Raw genomic sequence first — 18091 nt, 5'->3', positions numbered from 1 at the left:
AGTAATGATGACCTTGGACGAATGGCAACGACAGGGAGAGTATTTGACTGTTGATGGTCAGCAGATTTTTATACGGCATGCAGGGGACAAAAGCGCGCCTGCATTGCTACTGATTCATGGTTACCCTAGTGCAAGTTGGGATTGGGAAGGGATGTGGGATGCGCTCACTGAGCGCTACTATGTCATCACACTCGACATGCTAGGGTTTGGGTTGTCAGATAAACCAAAGAATGCTCGCTACTTAATCAGTGAGCAAGCTGATATTTGTCAGGCTGTTTTGCGCCAATGCGGCGTCAGTGACTATCATATATTGGCGCATGACTATGGCGATACCGTGGCTCAAGAACTGCTATCAAGGCAAGTACATACCGATAATGAGTTCTATATTGGTAGCGTTTGCTTTTTAAACGGTGGTCTGTTCCCTGAAACGCACAAACCTATCCTAATTCAAAAACTATTGATCTCGCCAGTAGGTCCTTTGGTATCCAAACTGATCACTAAGCAGAAGTTTGCGAGCAGTCTGCAGCGTGTCTTTGGGCCCAGCACGCCACCTACACCGGATGTCATCGATACTTTATGGCAGCTACTAACTCACAATGAGGGTTTAGCAGTGATGCACAAACTCATCAACTATATGCCGCAGCGTAAGCAATATCGTGAGCGCTGGGTAGGTGCCATTATAAAGAGTACGATACCGGTTAAATTGATCGCTGGCGCTAAAGATCCGATATCAGGTCAGCACATGATGGATCATTACCGTACGTTGATTCCAAATGCTAATGTCACCGAAATGCCTGTGTTGGGTCATTATCCGCAGATCGAGGATGCTGGGGCGATAACCAATGCCTATCTACAGTTTAGAGACTCTGTTTAAAAATACTATTTAAAAACACTGTGGTCTAAGTAGCAGTTGTATTTGTCACACAGTATTACTGTCAAAAAGCGCAGGTCATCACATGATGCCCTGCGCTTCTTATGTATGGTAAGTATGAGTTAAAAGTACAAAAAATCTCTAAATCTGATTTGATTCATTACTGCTGTTAAATGATCTGCTCGCAATCACGGAATCAAACTGTCTACGAGCAGTTGAATACTCGTACTTAATGCCTCATTAGCGAATTTTTTGTTTCTTAAGCTATGACTACAGACCGCTTCAATTTGGGTAGAAAAATCAGAGTAGTGCTGGGTAACTGCCCAAATATGAAAAATCAAATGAATAGCAGAAACAGATTTAATTTTCTCATCTGCAATCCACCCATCAATCACTGCCACCTTTTCTCGAACCAAATATCTTAAAGGTCCCTTCAGCACCCCCATTAAGTGAGGTGCTCCTTGCATGATCTCTAATGCATATAGTCTCGATGCTGCAGGTGATTTCTTTGAAATCTTGTATTTTTCTTCAATATAAGTTTTTAGTGCATCTTTTGGATCTTGGTTGATGTTGATATTGCTTAAAGGGGACAACCACTCACTGAGTACCGTTTCTAGAGCAGCAATATAAAGAACCTCTTTGTTTTTGAAGTAATAAAATATATTCGATTTAGAAATATCAGCTTCTTCAGCAATCCTCTCCATTCGCGCGCCATTTAGTCCTTCTTGCGAAAAGACAATCAATGCAGCATTGATAATATGCGCTTTTTTCTTTAGTACTTTTGAGCTTGTTTCCGTCTCTTCTTTTAGCACGCTGTCTTTCACTGTCATGTCCTTCATTATAGAGTTGCATAAATCGAATTGTAGATGATCGTTGATTGAATTTAAAAAAGGAGCGAAGCCCTCGGGGATAAGCGCCACTTATTGGCCCACATATCGCTCTTATCAGCGATGAATATCCTATTCGTCTATAAGGCTGTTGATTATAGAAATCGACCTTACGAGTGTCCTATTTACCGTTAATTAATCTCACCCCATTCAGATTACCATCAAAATTCACTTTTCAAGTGTTTCTGCACTATTTTATAACAAACTGCACCGTTTTATAACAGGGTGCACTATCACTATGCATTTTTTTAAACCATATGGTCTAAAAAATTTATGGATAAAATTACATAAGTTATTGATAAATATAAATAAAAAAATATGGCATAGGTTTTGCTATATAAAAAAACATAAAAGAATTTTTATTTCTTTTATAGCTATCTTCTTTCTTCTCGAAATTTATAGGTGACCTCATGGAAATAGGTATTTTTTGTCCGATTGGCAACAATGGCTGGTTAATTTCAAAAAACGCGCCGCAGTACAAGCCAACATTTGAGCTTAATAAGCAAATTGTGCAGCGTGCTGAGCACTATGGTTTTGATTTTGCGCTCTCAATGATCAAGCTACGCGGCTTTGGCGGGGAGACTGAGTTTTGGGATTATAACCTCGAAAGCTTTACTTTGATGGCAGGGCTTGCGGCAGTCACGTCCAAAATAAAAATCTATGCCACATCAGCAACGTTAGTCATGCCGCCCGCAATCGTAGCGAGAATGGCATCGACGCTTGATAGCATCTCAAACGGACGTTTTGGATTGAATGTCGTGACTGGCTGGCAAGAAGCAGAATATGGACAAATGGGAATGTGGCCAGGCGACGATTATTTTGGTAAGCGCTATGACTACCTATCTGAATATGTCCAAATTTTAAGAGATCTGTGGGCGACAGGCCAATCTGATTTGAAGGGTGAGTTTTTTCAAATGAATGACTGTCAAGTGAAGCCCATTCCAAAAGCGGATATGAAGATTATCTGTGCGGGTCAATCAGATACAGGGTTAGCGTTTTCTGCAAAACATGCTGATTACAACTTTGTTTTTGGTAAAGGTCTAAACACACCTACCGCTTATGCTGGTATCAATGACCGATTAAAGGTACACACGGATAAGACGGGCCGTAATGTTCCGACCTATGTGCTCTTTATGGTTATTGCAGATGAGACCGATGAAAAGGCGCAGGCAAAATGGCAATCGTACAACGATGGTGCGGATTTTGAAGCCATTGATTGGCTGCAGTCACAGGGCGGTAAAGACAAAACCTCAGGCAAAGATACCAATATTCGCCATATGGCCTCAAGCGTTTCGCCAGTCAATATCAATATGGGTACGCTGGTCGGCTCTTTTGAAAACGTAGCCAGCATGTTAGACGAAGTTGGTGAGATACAAGGTACTGATGGCGTCTTACTTACTTTTGATGACTTCGTACAAGGTGTTGAGGATTTTGGCAGTAAGATTCAGCCCCTTATGAAGAGCCGCATCAATATCGATACCCCAGTTGCCAGCCAAGCTGTCAGCGAAGCCTAATAAAAGGAGTGGATATGAATTCGGTTAATACCATTTGTGCAGACTTTACCAAGGAATCCTCTCCTGTCTTAGAGTCGTTGCCTGAACCTATCAAGTTAGACCCCTCACAGACGGCATTGATCGTCGTGGATATGCAAAACGCTTATGCCAGCCAAGGCGGTTATCTAGATTTGGCTGGGTTCGATGTCACAGCAACCAAACCCGTCATCGATAAAATCAAGCAAGCGGTGGATATTGCGCACCAAGCTGGCATACAAGTCATTTACTTCAGAAATGGCTGGGACAATAAATATGTAGAGGCGGGTGGTAGTGGATCGCCTAATTATCACAAATCAAACGCCCTAAAAACCATGCGTAAAAACTCCGAGCTTGAGGGAACGTTATTAGCAAAAGGGGGCTGGGATTACGAATTGGTCGACGAGCTGAGCCCTGCGCCTCAAGACATCGTTATAGACAAGCCTCGATATAGCGGCTTTGCAAACACCAACTTCGACAGCGTATTGCGATCACGTGGCATACGTAACTTATTACTCACTGGTATAGCAACCAACGTCTGCGTTGAATCTACGCTTCGAGATGGGTTTTTCCTTGAGTATTTTGGGGTGTTGTTAGATGACGCTTGTTATCAGGCAGGACCAGTAGAGGCTCATGAGGCCACAGTATATAACGTAAAAACATTTTTTGGTTGGGTGTCTGATGTTGCCAGCATGCAGCAGTGCTTTTCAGATAGCTAACGTTTTACCTAGCCAGTTTTTAGCAATCTAAACCAAGCGTTTCATACTTAATCTAACTTAATAGGAATATAGATATGTCTAAACAAGTGATTATCCCTGAAGGTACCAGCAAACCATTAGCCCCTTATGTTCCCGCTACCAAGGCTGACAACATTGTTTATGTCTCAGGCACACTACCCTTTGATGAAAATAACGATGTCGTACATGTGGGTGATGCAGCCGCCCAAACCCGCCATGTCTTAACGACGATCAAAAACGTAATCCAAACTGCTGGCGGCGATATGGATGATGTGACTTTTAATTCGATCTTTGTAAAAGATTGGGCAGATTATGGCGCGGTCAATCAAGTCTATGCAGAGTTCTTCCCCAACGATAAGCCAGCAAGATTTTGTATTCAATGTGGACTAGTAAAACCAGACGCGCTAGTCGAAATCGCTTCAATAGCACACGTTGGATAAAACAGCTTATTTAAAAACTGCAGTTAGTGAGTTTAAGTTACATAACATTTAACCCCCTAGCATGTAACGGTAGTAGGGCGATTTAGTTGACCACATATGTGGTGAGATATTGTTTAAAAGGAAATGACAGATGAATACAGTAATTAAAGAAAGCCAAGCCACGCAGTCCTCATTAATGAAACATAAGTCTAAAGAATCATTCACCCCTACGGCAGATAACTTAACTGACATGCAGAAGACGTTTAGAGAGGCAATGAGCAAGCTTGCGGCTGCCGTCAATATTATCACCACTGAGGGTCCAGCAGGGCGTGCAGGATTTACCGCCTCAGCGGTATGCAGTGTCACTGACGCACCGCCAACCCTATTGGTATGTTTGAACAGAAACGCTTCTGTATACCATACCTTTAAAGAAAACATGGTGCTATGCGTCAACACACTGGGTCTTGAACATCAAGATCTAAGCGGAGTATTCGGCGGCAAGACGGCTCCAGAAGAAAGGTTTGAGCAAGGTAGTTGGTCCACGCTATCGACAGGATCACCCGTATTAGAGGACGCTATTATCTCTTTTGATTGCAAAATCAAACTCATCAGCTCGGTGGGAACCCACGATATTCTCATTTGTGAAGTATTGGATATCAAACACAAGCCCGATTGTGAAAGTCTCATCTATTTCAATCGAGACTACCATCGACTAAGTAAGTGCAAAAAATAAGTATCACACCTCTACTTTTTAAGGATATTTGAAATGGACAAATGGTTTGTTAAATGGCGTCCCTACACTGGGAACCTAGAAACGACACCGGTAGGTATCAATGAGTACTTACCAATGGGTAAAAGTGTGGTTTTGGGCGCACAGCATTCATTCGCAATGTTTGGTGCGACAATTTTAGCCCCGTTGCTGATGGGATTTGATCCGAGCTTAACCATGTTGATTACTGGTATAGGCACGATACTTTTCTTCCTCATTACGGGCGGTCATGTACCCAGTTACTTAGGTTCCAGCTTTGCATTTATCGGAGCGGTAGTAGCAGTCACAGGGTATAGCGGCACGGGTATGAACCCCAATATCGGCATTGCGCTTGGTGGTACCGTGGTCTGCGGGATTTTATACGCATTGATGGGTCTACTGGTGATGAAGACAGGTGCAGAGTGGATTGAGAACTTGATGCCCCCTGTGGTCACTGGGTCCATCGTCATGATTATCGGTTTGCACTTAGCGCCTGTCACCATACAAAGTGTCATTGGTAATAGCTTTGATTCTTGGATGGCGTTAGTCACTGTGTTGTGTATCTGTGCAGTCGCCGTATTTACCACAGGTATGGTAAGGCGCTTGTTACTGTTAATAGGACTGGTAGCGGCATATTTTGTTTACTTCCTCTTAACCAATGTGATGGGAATGGGCACGCCTATTGATTTTGCGCCAGTAGCGAGTGCGGCTTGGTTCGGTATGCCAACACTATATTCTCCTGTATTTGAAATGAGTGCCATATTAGTCATCGCACCTGTCTTTATCATTCTGATCGCCGAAAACCTTGGGCATTTCAAAGCAGTAGAAGCCATGACTGGTAAAAGTATCTCACCGTATATGGGTAGAGCGTTCTTCGCTGATGGTCTCTGTACCACGCTCTCGGCTTCGGTAGGCGGTACTGGTATGACGACTTATGCAGAAAACATCGGCGTGATGGCAGCGACCAAAATCTACTCTACCGTTGTCTTTGTCATAGCAGGTGTTTTTGCTATTTTATTGGGCTTATCCCCTAAGTTTGGCACCTTGATTAGCACCATCCCTGTGGCTATCTTGACGGGTGCTTCAATCGTAGTCTTTGGTCTAATTACGATCGCTGGTGCGCGCATTTGGATGAACGCAAAAATCGATTTCAGTAAGAATGGCAATATGTTGGTCGCTGCAGTGCCAGTGATTTTAGGTACTGGCAACTATTCATTAAATATTGCCGGCTTTGATTTGGGCGGTATCGGAACCGCTACTTTCTTAGCCATTCTTATGAACCTCGTTTTCAACTTTAGAAACAAACCAAAAGCGGCAAGCGTAACCACTGATAAAGAAACCGCTACAACAGAGCCGCTCCTAAAGCTCAACACATAATTTTAAAACCCTGTTTTATATCAATTTGAGGAATCGTGTCATGAATGCACAACCACACAACGTACAACAACTAATCAATGGCGAATTTAGAGAGTCAACTACCACCCAATGGATTGATATCACTAATCCAGCCACTCAAGAAGTGATCGCTAAGGTACCACAGTCCACACCTGATGAAATTGAACAAGCTATCAAAACAGCATCTGAGGCGTTTCAGAGCTGGCGTACCACACCGATCAGCAAACGAGCTCGCGTCTTTTTGAAGTATCAAGAGTTGATACGCGCACATATGGATGAGCTGGCGGCGCTACTGACCGAAGAGCAAGGAAAAACGCTGGCAGATGCTAGAGGCGATGTGTTTAGAGGTCTTGAGGTTGTAGAACATGCAGCAGGTATCGGTAATTTGCAGCAAGGTGGCTACATCGAAAACGTTGCCAGCAGCGTTGACATGTATACCGTCCAGCAGCCGATAGGCGTCTGCGCAGGCATTACGCCTTTTAATTTCCCTGCCATGATCCCGCTATGGATGTTCCCAATGGCCATCGCTACCGGCAATACTTTTATCTTAAAGCCATCTGAACAAAACCCAATTGTCACCATGAGACTGGTTGAGTTGGCGCTTGAGGCAGGTATACCAAAAGGCGTATTAAATGTGGTTCATGGTGGCAAAGATACCGTGGATGCCCTATGTGATCATCCAGACATAAAAGCGATGTCCTTTGTTGGGTCAACCGCAGTGGGTAAGCATGTCTATGATCGAGCAGGTCAAGCGGGCAAGCGTGTACAGTGCATGATGGGTGCAAAAAACCATGCCGTTATTATGCCAGATGCCAACAAAGAACAATGTTTGAACCAGTTAGCAGGGGCAGCGTTTGGGGCAGCAGGGCAGCGATGTATGGCACTGTCTGTTGTCGTCATGGTTGGCGCGTCTAAACAATGGGTCGATGATATTGTAGAAAAGTCATCACAACTGGTGGTTGCTGCTGGCAAGGACGACAAAGACTTAGGTCCTCTCATATCTAAACAGGCCAAAGCCCGCGTTGAGCGCTTAATCCAAGCAGGCGTGGATGAAGGCGCAACCCTCAGACTAGATGGTCGCGGCTGTCAGGTAGAAGGTTACGAGGACGGCAACTTTGTTGGTCCGACTATCTTGGACAACGTAACCACTGATATGAGCTGCTATACCGAAGAAATATTTGGCCCTGTCTTATGTATTGTATACGCTGACACGCTTGAGGAAGCAATCCAAATCATCAATGCAAATCCAAACGGTAATGGTACCGCGATTTTTACCCAGTCTGGAGCCCATGCACATAAGTTCCAACAAGACATAGACGTCGGACAAGTAGGTATCAATCTACCGATTCCAGTACCGCTACCTATGTTCTCGTTCACAGGGTCTAGAGCCAGTAAGCTCGGCGATTTAGGTCCGTATGGCAAGCAAGCGGTACAGTTCTATACACAGACCAAAACCGTGATCTCGCGCTGGTTCGATGAAGATGCGAGCAAAGGTGTCAATACGACTATTTCTATGAGCTAGACCTACGGCATAGCAAACCTAGAAAACCATGTCAGAGCGTGTCATTAATTAAGCCCTAAAAATGGCGCGCCCTACATGACAACATACAAAAGCAAATATAAATGCAAATGGTGGATTTTATGAACATCAATACGATACCAGAAATCATTGAAGATATTAAAGCAGGAAAAATGGTCATACTCATGGATGATGAGGATAGAGAAAATGAAGGTGACCTCATTATGGCAGCAAGTCTTGCTAAACCTGAAGATATTAACTTTATGATTACACATGCAAGGGGTTTGGTTTGTTTGACACTGACCTCTGAGCGCTGCAAACAATTAAACTTACCTTTGATGTGTAAAAACAATAAAGCACCTTACAGTACAAATTTTACCGTTTCAATTGATGCCGCAAAAGGCGTCAGTACTGGCATATCAACGGCAGACAGAGCTCAGACTATCAGAACCGCTGTGTCCCAAGACGTTACCTGTGATGATGTTGTAACCCCAGGACATATTTTCCCACTTATGGCTAAAAAAGGCGGTGTCCTAGAGCGTGCGGGTCATACTGAAGCAGGTTGCGATCTGACGAGACTGGCTGGCCTCGAGCCTGCTGCCGTCATCGTAGAGATCATCAATCAAGATGGTGAAATGGCTCGTAGAAATGATCTTATCAAATTTGCCGATACCCACAACCTAAAAGTCGGGACCATAGATGAGTTAATCAAATATATTAAGTCTCATGAGAGTGTCGATAGTAAAGGCAAAGGCAACGTTGAATATATCGAAGAAGCGCTGGCACATGAGTATTGTGAAAGCGATGAGCGTATCGCTGAGCCAAGTTAGTAAACCCAACGTAACCCTAGAATAGTAAAGCCATTAGCTGTTTTTATAGCCATTTAAATTTCACTACAATTGGACGGTCACCTATGTTAGTCAAAAAATATCCTTGTAAGAACGACTCGTCAAAAACGATCGTATTTAGTTCAGGTTTAGGCGGACGTGCTGACTTTTGGTTACCTCAAATTGAGCGTTTTACCGAACATTATCATGTGGTTTGTTACGAACAAGAAGGGGTATTGCTTAATAGCGAACGCTTACCTGATAATTATTCTATGCAAGATTTGGCAGCGCAGTTAATTGGAATTTTAGAAGCAGAAGGGCTGTCTAATTGTCATTTCGTCGGTCATGCGCTTGGTGGGTTCATTGGTATGGAAGTCGCTCATAAGGCACCAGAGCTATTAGACAAGTTAGTTATCTTGAATGGTTGGGAGAGCCTAGACCCTCACACTATCAAATGTTTTAGTATGCGAACCAGCTTGCTACAAGATACAGGGGTAGAGGCGTTTGTACGCGCGCAAGCGATATTCTTGTACCCACCGATCTGGATCTCAGACAACATAGAAGCACTCACACAAAAAGAAGATAAAGCCATCGTCAACTTTGCACCAATTGAGAACGTGCTAGCGAGATTAAAAGCTTTGCAGGCTTATCAGCCCCTCATAAATGCCAAACATATTAAAAACAAAACGCTAGTGTTGAGCAACCTTGACGATGTTTTGGTGCCATGGCAACGTGGTCTGGCGTTAGCCGGTAGTATGCAAAACACCCAGTTTGAGTTAATGCTGACAGGTGGACATGGTAGTACAGTCACTGAGACCTGCTCAACCAATAGCAAAATCCTGCAATTCCTATCCAAAAACTAAAGTCAATGAGGAAGTATTATGACTGATTCACTATCGTTATCTTCAGAAGATCTTGATCAACTGTTTGGTAAGGCCAGATCCTTTAACGCTTGGCAGCAAAAAGACGTGCCAGATGCGTTACTTGAAGAGATCTATCACTTGGTTAAAATGGCGCCTACCTCAGCCAATTGCTCACCTGCACGGTTTATATTTCTCAAATCTGATGAAGCGAAAGCGCGCTTAGAGCCTGCACTATCATCAGGCAATATCGAAAAAACCATGACAGCACCCATCACTGTCATTGTCGCTCATGATGAAGCGTTTTACGAAGAGCTTCCCAAACTATTCCCGCATACGGATGCCAGATCATGGTTTACGTCTAGTACCGAACTTGTAAAGGAAACAGCGTTTAGAAACAGCTCTATGCAAGCGGCGTATCTTATCTTGGCGTGCAGAGGGTTGGGGTTAGATACGGGTCCCATGTCTGGGTTCGATAACGATCTAGTGGATAAAACCTTTCTCAAAGACAGTAACTGGTCCTCAAATCTACTCATCAATATAGGCTATGGTGAACCCGATCAGTTGTATCAGCGCTTGCCAAGATTAGATTTTGATGAGGCTTGTCAGGTCTTATAAAGCCTGTTATTCATACAGTGTGCTGTCTTGCCACGAGTAGACTGAGTCGATGACAGTTGTAGAGAGAGCTATTTTTATTTTGGTTATCCAAAAAATAAGCCACCTGTTTATACTTAGCAGGTGGCTTATTTATGAGGCATAGCACAGCTGGCTTGTCGCTAAGGCAGTGACTGTAGTTGCTGTGCTTAAACTCGCGCTCTCAAGTTCCTGTGCTTAAACTCAAGTTCCTAAGTTCTGTAAAGCACTTTTACCACATGCCATCCAAATTTGGTTTTGACTAGATGCGGAGTGAATAGCTCACCGTTGAAACAAACCTTATCAAACGGCCCTACCATTTGACCTTTTTTGAACTCACCTAAGCTGCCGCCTTTTTTACCCGACGGGCAGGTCGAGTGTTTTTTCGCCAGCACATCAAATGCAGCGCCTTTTTTAAGTTTGGCTATAATGTCTTTAGCCAGTTCTTGGTCTTTTACTAAAATGTGTAGTGCGCTAGCGGTACGAGCCATAATCTAAACCCTGCATAAAATATCGATTGTCAGGATATTATAGCATTACTTACTTTGGTTACTAAGTTGAACTTAATATGGATATTGCTCAAGAGTAGGAGTGGTAATGAGTCGTTTATAATAGGATTTTAGCATTTGTTGCTATCATTATTAGACCACTAATCACCATCAAAATCAGCAGCATTACTCTAAACTGACTAATGCTAATGCCTGCCAAAAAGCGTTTGCCAATAACATTGCCAATCACAGCGCCCAATCCTAATACAAGAGCATACACCCATATCTTGACGGTAAGTATCCCAAAAAAGGTGTAGCTGACGATTTGTACAATACCTACGAAGAAAGAATTCGCCGTTTTGGTCGCAATAAGGCTTTCTTTTTCTAGTCCAGCATTCATATAAAAAGGATTAAGAATAGGGCCGAGACCACCTACTAATGTGCTCATAAAAGCAATGGCAAAGCCTACAGGTACAAAACCTACTTTTGGCATATCAAATGTTTTACTTACTTTGCCAAATTTGTATTGGAAAATAGTAGAGACTAAAAATGCACCAACCAATAATTGAATCCAGCCTGCGTCCAAACGACTAAACACCAATGCGGCAAGCCACGCGCCTACGACAGCGCTTGGGACATAATATTTGGTCAATGACCAATCAATATCATGCCAGAATAGATAAAGCCGCGAGGCATTACTCATAAAGGTAGCCACGTTGATCACAGGAGGTGCAACCGCTGTCCCTATCATCGAAGAGGTGACTGGTATCAGCAGCATAGCACCGCCACCACCTGATATGGTGGAGATAATAAAAGCGACTATACCAGCGAAAAATAAGCCTGATAAGTGCCAAGTTGGGATGGGTTGTAGTAAGTCTAAAACAAAGAGCACTATAAAATCCTATTTTATAAGTGACATCAAGTAGTGATGTTTTGCTGATTTTGGTCAGCTGACAAAAGAGCTAGGAGTGTTAAATAACTGTTGAAAGTAGAGTAAAAATATCTCTAAAAAAACGGTGGTCATACATAGAGTATAACCACCGCCGGAGAGACATTTAGAGACGTACTAGCAATAATTTATGCAGCAGTCTTTTTGAAGCGTTTACGATAGATTTTGCGAATAATTGGCATAAATACCATCAGTAAAGCAAGTACCCATAGTGACATGGTGATTGGGCTACTCCATAGAATAGACATCTCACCTTGAGAGATAGAAAGAGCGCGACGTAGGTTGGATTCCATCATTTCTCCCAGTACATAACCTAGAATAAGCGCTGATAGAGGGAAGTGTAGCTTACGTAAGAAATAACCAAATATCCCAAGCCCTACCATGAACACCATGTCAAACGTGGTGCTATTAATAGAGTAGACCCCAACGAAACTAATAGCGGCGATCGATGGTATTAGGATATAGTTTGGTACATTAAGTAGTTTAGAGAACAGGCCAACTAGCGGAATATTCATTACTAACAAAATGACGTTACAGATGAACAAGGAGGCAATAAGACCCCAAACAATATCAGGCTGCTCTGTAAATAGTTGCGGACCTGGTGTGATATTGTACAAGGTCAATGCACCCATCATAACCGCAGTCGTACCAGAGCCGGGGACACCTAAAGTCAACATCGGTACAAATGAACCACAAGCTGAGGCATTATTAGCCGCTTCTGGAGATGCCAGACCACGCAGATCGCCTTCACCAAACTTACCACTATCACCCGCAATTTTGCGCTCACTAGCATAGGTCATCGCACTGGCGATCGTCGCACCTGCACCAGGCAAAATACCGACGAAAAACCCCATAATGCCACTACGTATCATGGCACCAAAAGCAAACGTGAACTCTTTTAGATTGAATAGACTGCGTTTACCTTGCTCGATGATTTTCCCACCAGTACTGGTTCTCTCAAGTAGGATTAAGATCTCACTGACACTAAAAAAACCAATAACGATGGTCGTGAACTGGATACCATCCGACAGATTGACTGAATCAAAGGTAAAGCGGTAAATACCAGTCACTGCATCGACACCAACAGTGGCCAGACCTAAGCCGATCAATGCTGAGACTGCCGTCTTAATCGGTTGATCGCCGACCAAACCACTCAAGCAAGTAATGGCGAATACCATTAATACAAAGTATTCAGCAGGGCCGAAAGACACCGCCCATTTGGCTAATAGAGGTGCGAACAAGACCACACCAATGGTCGCAATCGTAGAGCCGAAGAAAGAGGCTACTGCAGAGATGGACAAGGCGATACCTGCTTTGCCTTGTGTGGCGAGTGGGTTGCCATCCAATGAGGTCATAACTGCCGCGGCAGATCCTGGTACGTTGAGCAAGATAGCAGAGATACGTCCACCATACTCACAACCGAGATATACTGCTGCGAGCAAAATAAGAGCACTCTCTGGTGGTAGACCCAGCGCAAAGGCAAAAGGCAACAGTATCGCCACACCATTGATAGGACCCAGACCAGGCAACATACCCACGATAGTACCAATAAAGGCACCAATTAAGGCAATCAGTAAGTTTTTGGGTAGGGTAGCGACCGCAAAACCGTGCATTAAAAAATCAAAAGTTTCCATAATCGCTATCCCATTATTCCTGATAGTATGCCAAGTGGTAGAATTACATCCAATGCCATGTCAAATAAGGCATACAAGGCAATACTGATCACAATTGAAAAGATAAGGCTTTTAATAGGGTTGCCAGCAAACAGTAAACCAAGCGCAAAACACATCAGTGTCGTAGCAACCACAAAACCTAAAGGCTCAAAAATCAGACTATAAATCAACAATGTGCTGACACATAAAACAAGGTTTCGAATCACTACATTGTTGTAGCCCAAATCAAGTACTTTCGTAAACCGTGCTGGACGAAAAGCAATCACTAGGGTCAAAAGTGCCATCAGTGAAAAAATTAAAATAGGATAGGGCCGAGGACCGATAGGGTCATAGGCAATGGGAGCGACATAACCGATCGCTAAATAGATCAAAAATAAGCTAAACAGTCCCATCAACCCAGAGAACGCACGTTCCATTGTCATAGGAGTACTCCTTAAATTTTAAAATAAAAAGGTTGATAGATATCTCATCTGTCAACCTTCGATAAATACTAGAAAATTCAGTATTCAATCATTAAGGGAATATGATCTGAATGAGGCTATTTAGCCGCAGCATCAGTAAGACCGTACTCAGCAGACAACTCACGTAGCTCACCTGTACGCTTATAAACGTATGCTTCTAGCTCATCGCCAGTCATAGAGAATGGTAGAAGCTCTTGCTGCTCGCGTAACTCAGCAAATTTTGGATCGGCCAACATGGTGTCAAATGAGGATTTCCACCAGTCGTAAGCGGCAGGACTGACATCTGGACCCATGTAATAGCCACGGACTACTGGCCAAGTAACGTCGTAGCCTTGCTCTACAGCAGTAGGAATATCGGCCATCGTACCGCCCAGTCTTTCATCTGCAAACACAGCTAATACACGTAATTTACCAGCAGTGGCTTGCGGCATGATCTCAGCAATACCCGCACTAACGACGGTAATATGGTTACCCATCACGGCAGTAATAGCTTCGCCGCCACCTTCCATAGCAACATAAGTCATGTCGCTAGGCTTTACCCCCACTGCTTTAGCCAAAATAGCGGTCTGCATCCAGTCTTGACCACCAACACTACCACCAGCGGCGAAACTAACTGCTTTGGGATCTGACTTGAGCTCAGCGACCAATCCTGCTAGATCCTTGATTGGTGAGTCAGCATTGACAGCGATGGCACCATAATCAGTACCAACCGCTGCGAGCCATTTCACGTCTTTTTCAGTGAATTTGCCGAATTTACCCTGTGATAAATTGAGGATAGACCCCGTTGAGAAGGCAATAATGGCGTCGTTGTTAGCGCGATCATTGGCAACGATTTTGTTGTAAGCAACAGCGCCAACACCGCCTGGCATATAAGTGACTCGCATTGGATCTTCTAATAGACCAGTATCTCTTAGACCAGCCTGAGCAAGCTTGCACGTCAAATCAAAGCCGCCACCTGGTTTTGCAGGGGCAATACATTCTGGACGTGAAGGGGCATCAAAACCGGCATCAGATGCTGTCGTTTCGGTCTTATTACAGGCGGTGAGGGTTAGTACTGAGAGGACAAGAGCCAGATAGGATAGTTTTCTCACACGACACTCCTTGTGTGTATTTTCAATTAAAACTCAATAAAATTCTGAGCGAAGCTATAGCGTTATTGCAAAAGAAATTCAGGTCACACCGATATAGGTTGCTGAATTTCATAACAGTGCGCTTTTTAGCGTTTTGCAAAAGTAACAGAATATTTTAAGAATAACAAGAAACATATGTATGTATATATGAATTTTATTTTGATATAGTGGTTCAAGGATTCGCTAATCAAGACTCTATTGCACCAATACTAAACACTAATAAAAATATTATTAGTGTTTATAAGTGGATAATTAAGACAGTAAAAACAAATAGATATGTTTAAATATGAGCACAGCAGTGCACGTAGGTGATAGTGATACCTACATGCACTGCTGTGCTATAGCAAGATATAAAGGATTGCTTAATTAGTGATTACTTAGTTAGTAATTATTTTGAAAAGTATAATAAGAAAATTGAGTCACATATAAGATAGAAAGCCTAAGGGTATTGAAGACTCTTATAATATAGTTGTTCAATGAAGATAATAGCAGGTCAAGAAATGAGTGAAAGCTAAGAGATAAGATACTAAAATACGAGCTGTATGACTAAAACTGCTAGCATTCCAACAATGATACCTAGGGGGACGGCTTTAAATAATAGCGTATTCAAAAGCTGATCTTTGTCTATATGTACTTGGGCGGCGCCAAGTATCAGGCTACCTCCTGACGAAAAAGGAGAAATAGATGAGCTTTGCGCACCTATCACAATGCAAATAAATAGTAATAAAGGATTTAATCCAGAGGCAATGGCTAGGGCAGGAACCATAGGGAATAGAGTTGGGGCGACCACGCCAAGCGTACTGGCAAATACTGACATGATTGCGCTGATGATGAATACTAAAATCGGTATCATCCAGATAGGTACATTGGTACTGAGCCATTCTGTTAGCTCATAAATAACGCCTACCTCCACACCAAGGCTGATCAACATTCCGACCCCGCAGATCATGATCAGCGTATTCCAAGGTACTAAAGCAATGATTGTTTTTTCGTCACCTAGTTTCAAAAACAAGCTAACCATGGCGAAAAAAATAGCGATAAAACCGATGTCGATTCTAGCGTTCAAAAACTCGATGGCCTCTACGTTTGGTATTAGTAGGTTTAGGATAGGTGCAATAAGCACCGTGGCCACCATAATAAATACAAGTACAATAGATTGTTTTTGCTTACGATCTAAGGGCTCGGGTGCTATAGCTTGGATCGCTATCTTGCTATTTTTGGTATTAATAAAACTATAAATACCTAATACTACTACTGGTGTCAAAAAGGTAACCACAAAGATACCCAAAGCATAAGTGAACGTATTGTCATTGGCGACGCCTGCTCCGCGCATGAGCTCTCTAAAAATAACGCCACTTTGTGAAGTGACAAAGTTAGCTCCGGCTAGGGCACCATAGTTGACTGAAAGGGTGGCCACCACAATATTGAGGTTGGTTCTTTTGGACAACAATAGAATCATAGGCGCCATGGTGGCTAAGACAGTGTAATAACCAGCCCCTAGGCCTGCAACAATTGTAGCAACAAAGAAAATAGCCAAAGGTAATGAGGATGGGAAATGTCTGCATTTATAGATCAGATTACTGCATAGTTTCTCTAAAGCACCATTGGCTAGAGGAAAGTTATAAAAGAGTGTAACGGCAAAAATGACAAAGAAAATCTTGAGAGGCCACAGCTCAATAATTTCATAAGCGCTAAGACCCATACCAAAACACCCAATCAGGTATGAGAACACAATGGCAAATAAGCCGATATTAATTTTGGTGGTATAGCCGAGCGCGATAGATATTACAATAGCGGCTAGAACATAGAGAGTCATAGCTGCTCCTTGGTCTCAAATATATGAATTCTACAAAAACTCATACCAATTTTTATAGAGTAACGAGCAGCACGATGATATTGACAAACGACGTTCTAGATTAGAGAATCGTGTAAGTTTGGAATTTACGTTTGACTGAGTAGAATAATAGCAAAAAAGCAATGCAGATTGGCTAAGATTAACCGTAAAAAGCAAGACAAGCGTTAGTATGGTAATACTATAGAAGATTTTTAGATGTTGAGTGGGTAATAAGCCCTGTCTCAATCTCTAAGGTTAGAGCGTGCTCTAAGAGAATATTGTGGTATATAAACCTTTCCAAATAGCGGTGACAAAATGTTAAAAAATTTAGAAAACTTTAAAATGCCAAGATACGAGCAAGTAAGATGGCATATTCTGACGCTACTGACAGAAAGTAAGTGGGATGAAAATACACCCTTACCAACAGAGCAAGAATTTGCAGATAAATATCAAGTATCAGTCGGAACGGTTCGCAAAGCGGTTGAAAAACTAGTAGAGGATGGCGTATTAACTAAATACCAGGGTAGGGGTACTTTTTTGAAACGACCAGATTTTGAAAGTTCTTTATTAAGGTTTTTTAAATTTCGTGACCAAGATGCTGGTTATGCGACACCGAACGGAGTAGTCAAAAAGGTGATCGTCATAGAAGGTATTGATGATATTAACCAAAAGCTAGATATTGGTAAGAATAAAGCACTCATTTACATAGAGCGTATGCGTATTATTGAAGATAAAGTGTTACTGAGTGAGAAAATTTGGTTACCTAAGAGCCGTTTCAAAGCATTTATTGACTTGGCGCCAGAAGATTTCGAGAATCTTCTTTATCCATTTTATTACACAAAATGCGGTCAGTTCGTTTCGTCTGCTGTAGAAACCCTATTCTTCATAACCAATCATATAGATACCTACCTAGCCAACACTAAGGAAGAAAACTTAGTAAAGGTATGCCGCATTGCCAAAAATCTAGAAGGCGATCCCATCGAATATAGAGAGTCATATGGACTCGCAGAAAAGTTCAGTTATGAAGTTAATATTGTCTAATAGATAAGAAGTGGTCGAGAGGAAATAGACGATTTAGGTTATCTAGAAAAACATTTCGTAAGCTAACTTTATGGTAAGACTACAAGATTT

17 protein-coding genes and 1 pseudogene are annotated in these 18091 nt (G+C 42.6%); 11 read left to right on the top strand and 7 right to left on the bottom strand.

From position 1 onward, the window contains the following. Positions 1–4 precede the first annotated feature (4 nt). A complete protein-coding gene (locus AC5JPT_RS05760) occupies positions 5–874 on the top strand; it encodes an alpha/beta fold hydrolase (protein WP_493857427.1) in 870 nt (289 codons plus the stop codon). Between the two features lie 185 nt (positions 875–1059). On the opposite strand, the gene AC5JPT_RS05755 is transcribed toward AC5JPT_RS05760, so the two are convergent. Continuing rightward, entirely contained in the window at positions 1060–1695 is a 636-nt protein-coding gene (locus AC5JPT_RS05755) for a TetR family transcriptional regulator C-terminal domain-containing protein (RefSeq protein ID WP_493857426.1), read from the bottom strand. 473 nt (positions 1696–2168) lie between these two features. Here AC5JPT_RS05755 and rutA point away from each other — a divergent pair, with 473 nt between their 5' ends. The 9 genes and pseudogenes from rutA (at position 2169) to AC5JPT_RS05710 (ending at position 10410) form a co-directional block, all read left to right on the top strand. Then, a complete protein-coding gene (rutA, locus tag AC5JPT_RS05750; protein WP_493857425.1) occupies positions 2169–3272 on the top strand; it encodes a pyrimidine utilization protein A in 1104 nt (367 codons plus the stop codon). Positions 3273–3286: 14 nt separating this feature from the next. After that, positions 3287–4006, top strand: coding sequence for a pyrimidine utilization protein B (rutB, locus tag AC5JPT_RS05745; protein WP_493852179.1), 720 nt, complete (start codon positions 3287–3289; stop codon positions 4004–4006). Between the two features lie 74 nt (positions 4007–4080). Further along, positions 4081–4464, top strand: coding sequence for a pyrimidine utilization protein C (gene rutC / locus AC5JPT_RS05740; RefSeq protein ID WP_493852178.1), 384 nt, complete (start codon positions 4081–4083; stop codon positions 4462–4464). Between the two features lie 130 nt (positions 4465–4594). Next, entirely contained in the window at positions 4595–5176 is a 582-nt protein-coding gene (rutF, locus tag AC5JPT_RS05735) for an NADH-dependent FMN reductase RutF (RefSeq protein ID WP_493857424.1), read from the top strand. Between the two features lie 33 nt (positions 5177–5209). Beyond that, complete coding sequence (locus AC5JPT_RS05730) at positions 5210–6568, top strand: solute carrier family 23 protein (protein ID WP_493857423.1); 1359 nt, start codon at positions 5210–5212, stop codon at positions 6566–6568. Positions 6569–6608: 40 nt separating this feature from the next. Further along, positions 6609–8108, top strand: coding sequence for a CoA-acylating methylmalonate-semialdehyde dehydrogenase (locus tag AC5JPT_RS05725; RefSeq protein WP_493857422.1), 1500 nt, complete (start codon positions 6609–6611; stop codon positions 8106–8108). Between the two features lie 119 nt (positions 8109–8227). Beyond that, positions 8228–8836: pseudogene (gene ribB / locus AC5JPT_RS05720) on the top strand (3,4-dihydroxy-2-butanone-4-phosphate synthase); the annotation flags it as partial. A gap of 182 nt (positions 8837–9018) precedes the next feature. Continuing rightward, positions 9019–9795, top strand: a complete 777-nt coding sequence (gene rutD / locus AC5JPT_RS05715) for a pyrimidine utilization protein D (RefSeq protein WP_493857421.1) — start codon at positions 9019–9021, stop codon at positions 9793–9795. An 18-nt stretch (positions 9796–9813) separates the two neighbouring features. Continuing rightward, a complete protein-coding gene (locus AC5JPT_RS05710) occupies positions 9814–10410 on the top strand; it encodes a malonic semialdehyde reductase (RefSeq protein WP_493852175.1) in 597 nt (198 codons plus the stop codon). A 227-nt stretch (positions 10411–10637) separates the two neighbouring features. On the opposite strand, the gene AC5JPT_RS05705 is transcribed toward AC5JPT_RS05710, so the two are convergent. From AC5JPT_RS05705 to AC5JPT_RS05680, 6 genes are all read right to left on the bottom strand, one after another. Further along, positions 10638–10916, bottom strand: a complete 279-nt coding sequence (locus tag AC5JPT_RS05705) for a peptidylprolyl isomerase (RefSeq protein ID WP_493857420.1) — start codon at positions 10914–10916, stop codon at positions 10638–10640. Positions 10917–11031: 115 nt separating this feature from the next. Further along, on the bottom strand, positions 11032–11805 hold the full coding sequence (locus tag AC5JPT_RS05700) for a sulfite exporter TauE/SafE family protein (protein ID WP_493852174.1): 774 nt from the start codon (positions 11803–11805) through the stop codon (positions 11032–11034). A gap of 185 nt (positions 11806–11990) precedes the next feature. Next, positions 11991–13496, bottom strand: coding sequence for a tripartite tricarboxylate transporter permease (locus AC5JPT_RS05695; protein WP_443527116.1), 1506 nt, complete (start codon positions 13494–13496; stop codon positions 11991–11993). A gap of 5 nt (positions 13497–13501) precedes the next feature. Next, positions 13502–13957: a tripartite tricarboxylate transporter TctB family protein gene (locus AC5JPT_RS05690; RefSeq protein WP_443527117.1), complete on the bottom strand. Its 456-nt coding sequence runs from the start codon at positions 13955–13957 to the stop codon at positions 13502–13504. A gap of 116 nt (positions 13958–14073) precedes the next feature. Continuing rightward, positions 14074–15087: a Bug family tripartite tricarboxylate transporter substrate binding protein gene (locus AC5JPT_RS05685; protein ID WP_493857419.1), complete on the bottom strand. Its 1014-nt coding sequence runs from the start codon at positions 15085–15087 to the stop codon at positions 14074–14076. A 565-nt stretch (positions 15088–15652) separates the two neighbouring features. Next, positions 15653–16942, bottom strand: a complete 1290-nt coding sequence (locus AC5JPT_RS05680; RefSeq protein WP_493857418.1) for an SLC13 family permease — start codon at positions 16940–16942, stop codon at positions 15653–15655. A 333-nt stretch (positions 16943–17275) separates the two neighbouring features. Between AC5JPT_RS05680 and AC5JPT_RS05675 the strand changes: the two genes are divergently transcribed. After that, positions 17276–18001 (top strand): GntR family transcriptional regulator, encoded by a 726-nt coding sequence (locus tag AC5JPT_RS05675; RefSeq protein ID WP_493857417.1) that lies wholly within the window; start codon positions 17276–17278, stop codon positions 17999–18001. The last annotated feature ends 90 nt before the right edge of the window (positions 18002–18091 follow it).

It is taken from the genome of Psychrobacter sp. H26, assembly GCF_059073035.1.
Note: the sequence above shows the minus strand (reverse complement) of the source record. Positions and strands in the feature narration are given on the sequence as shown.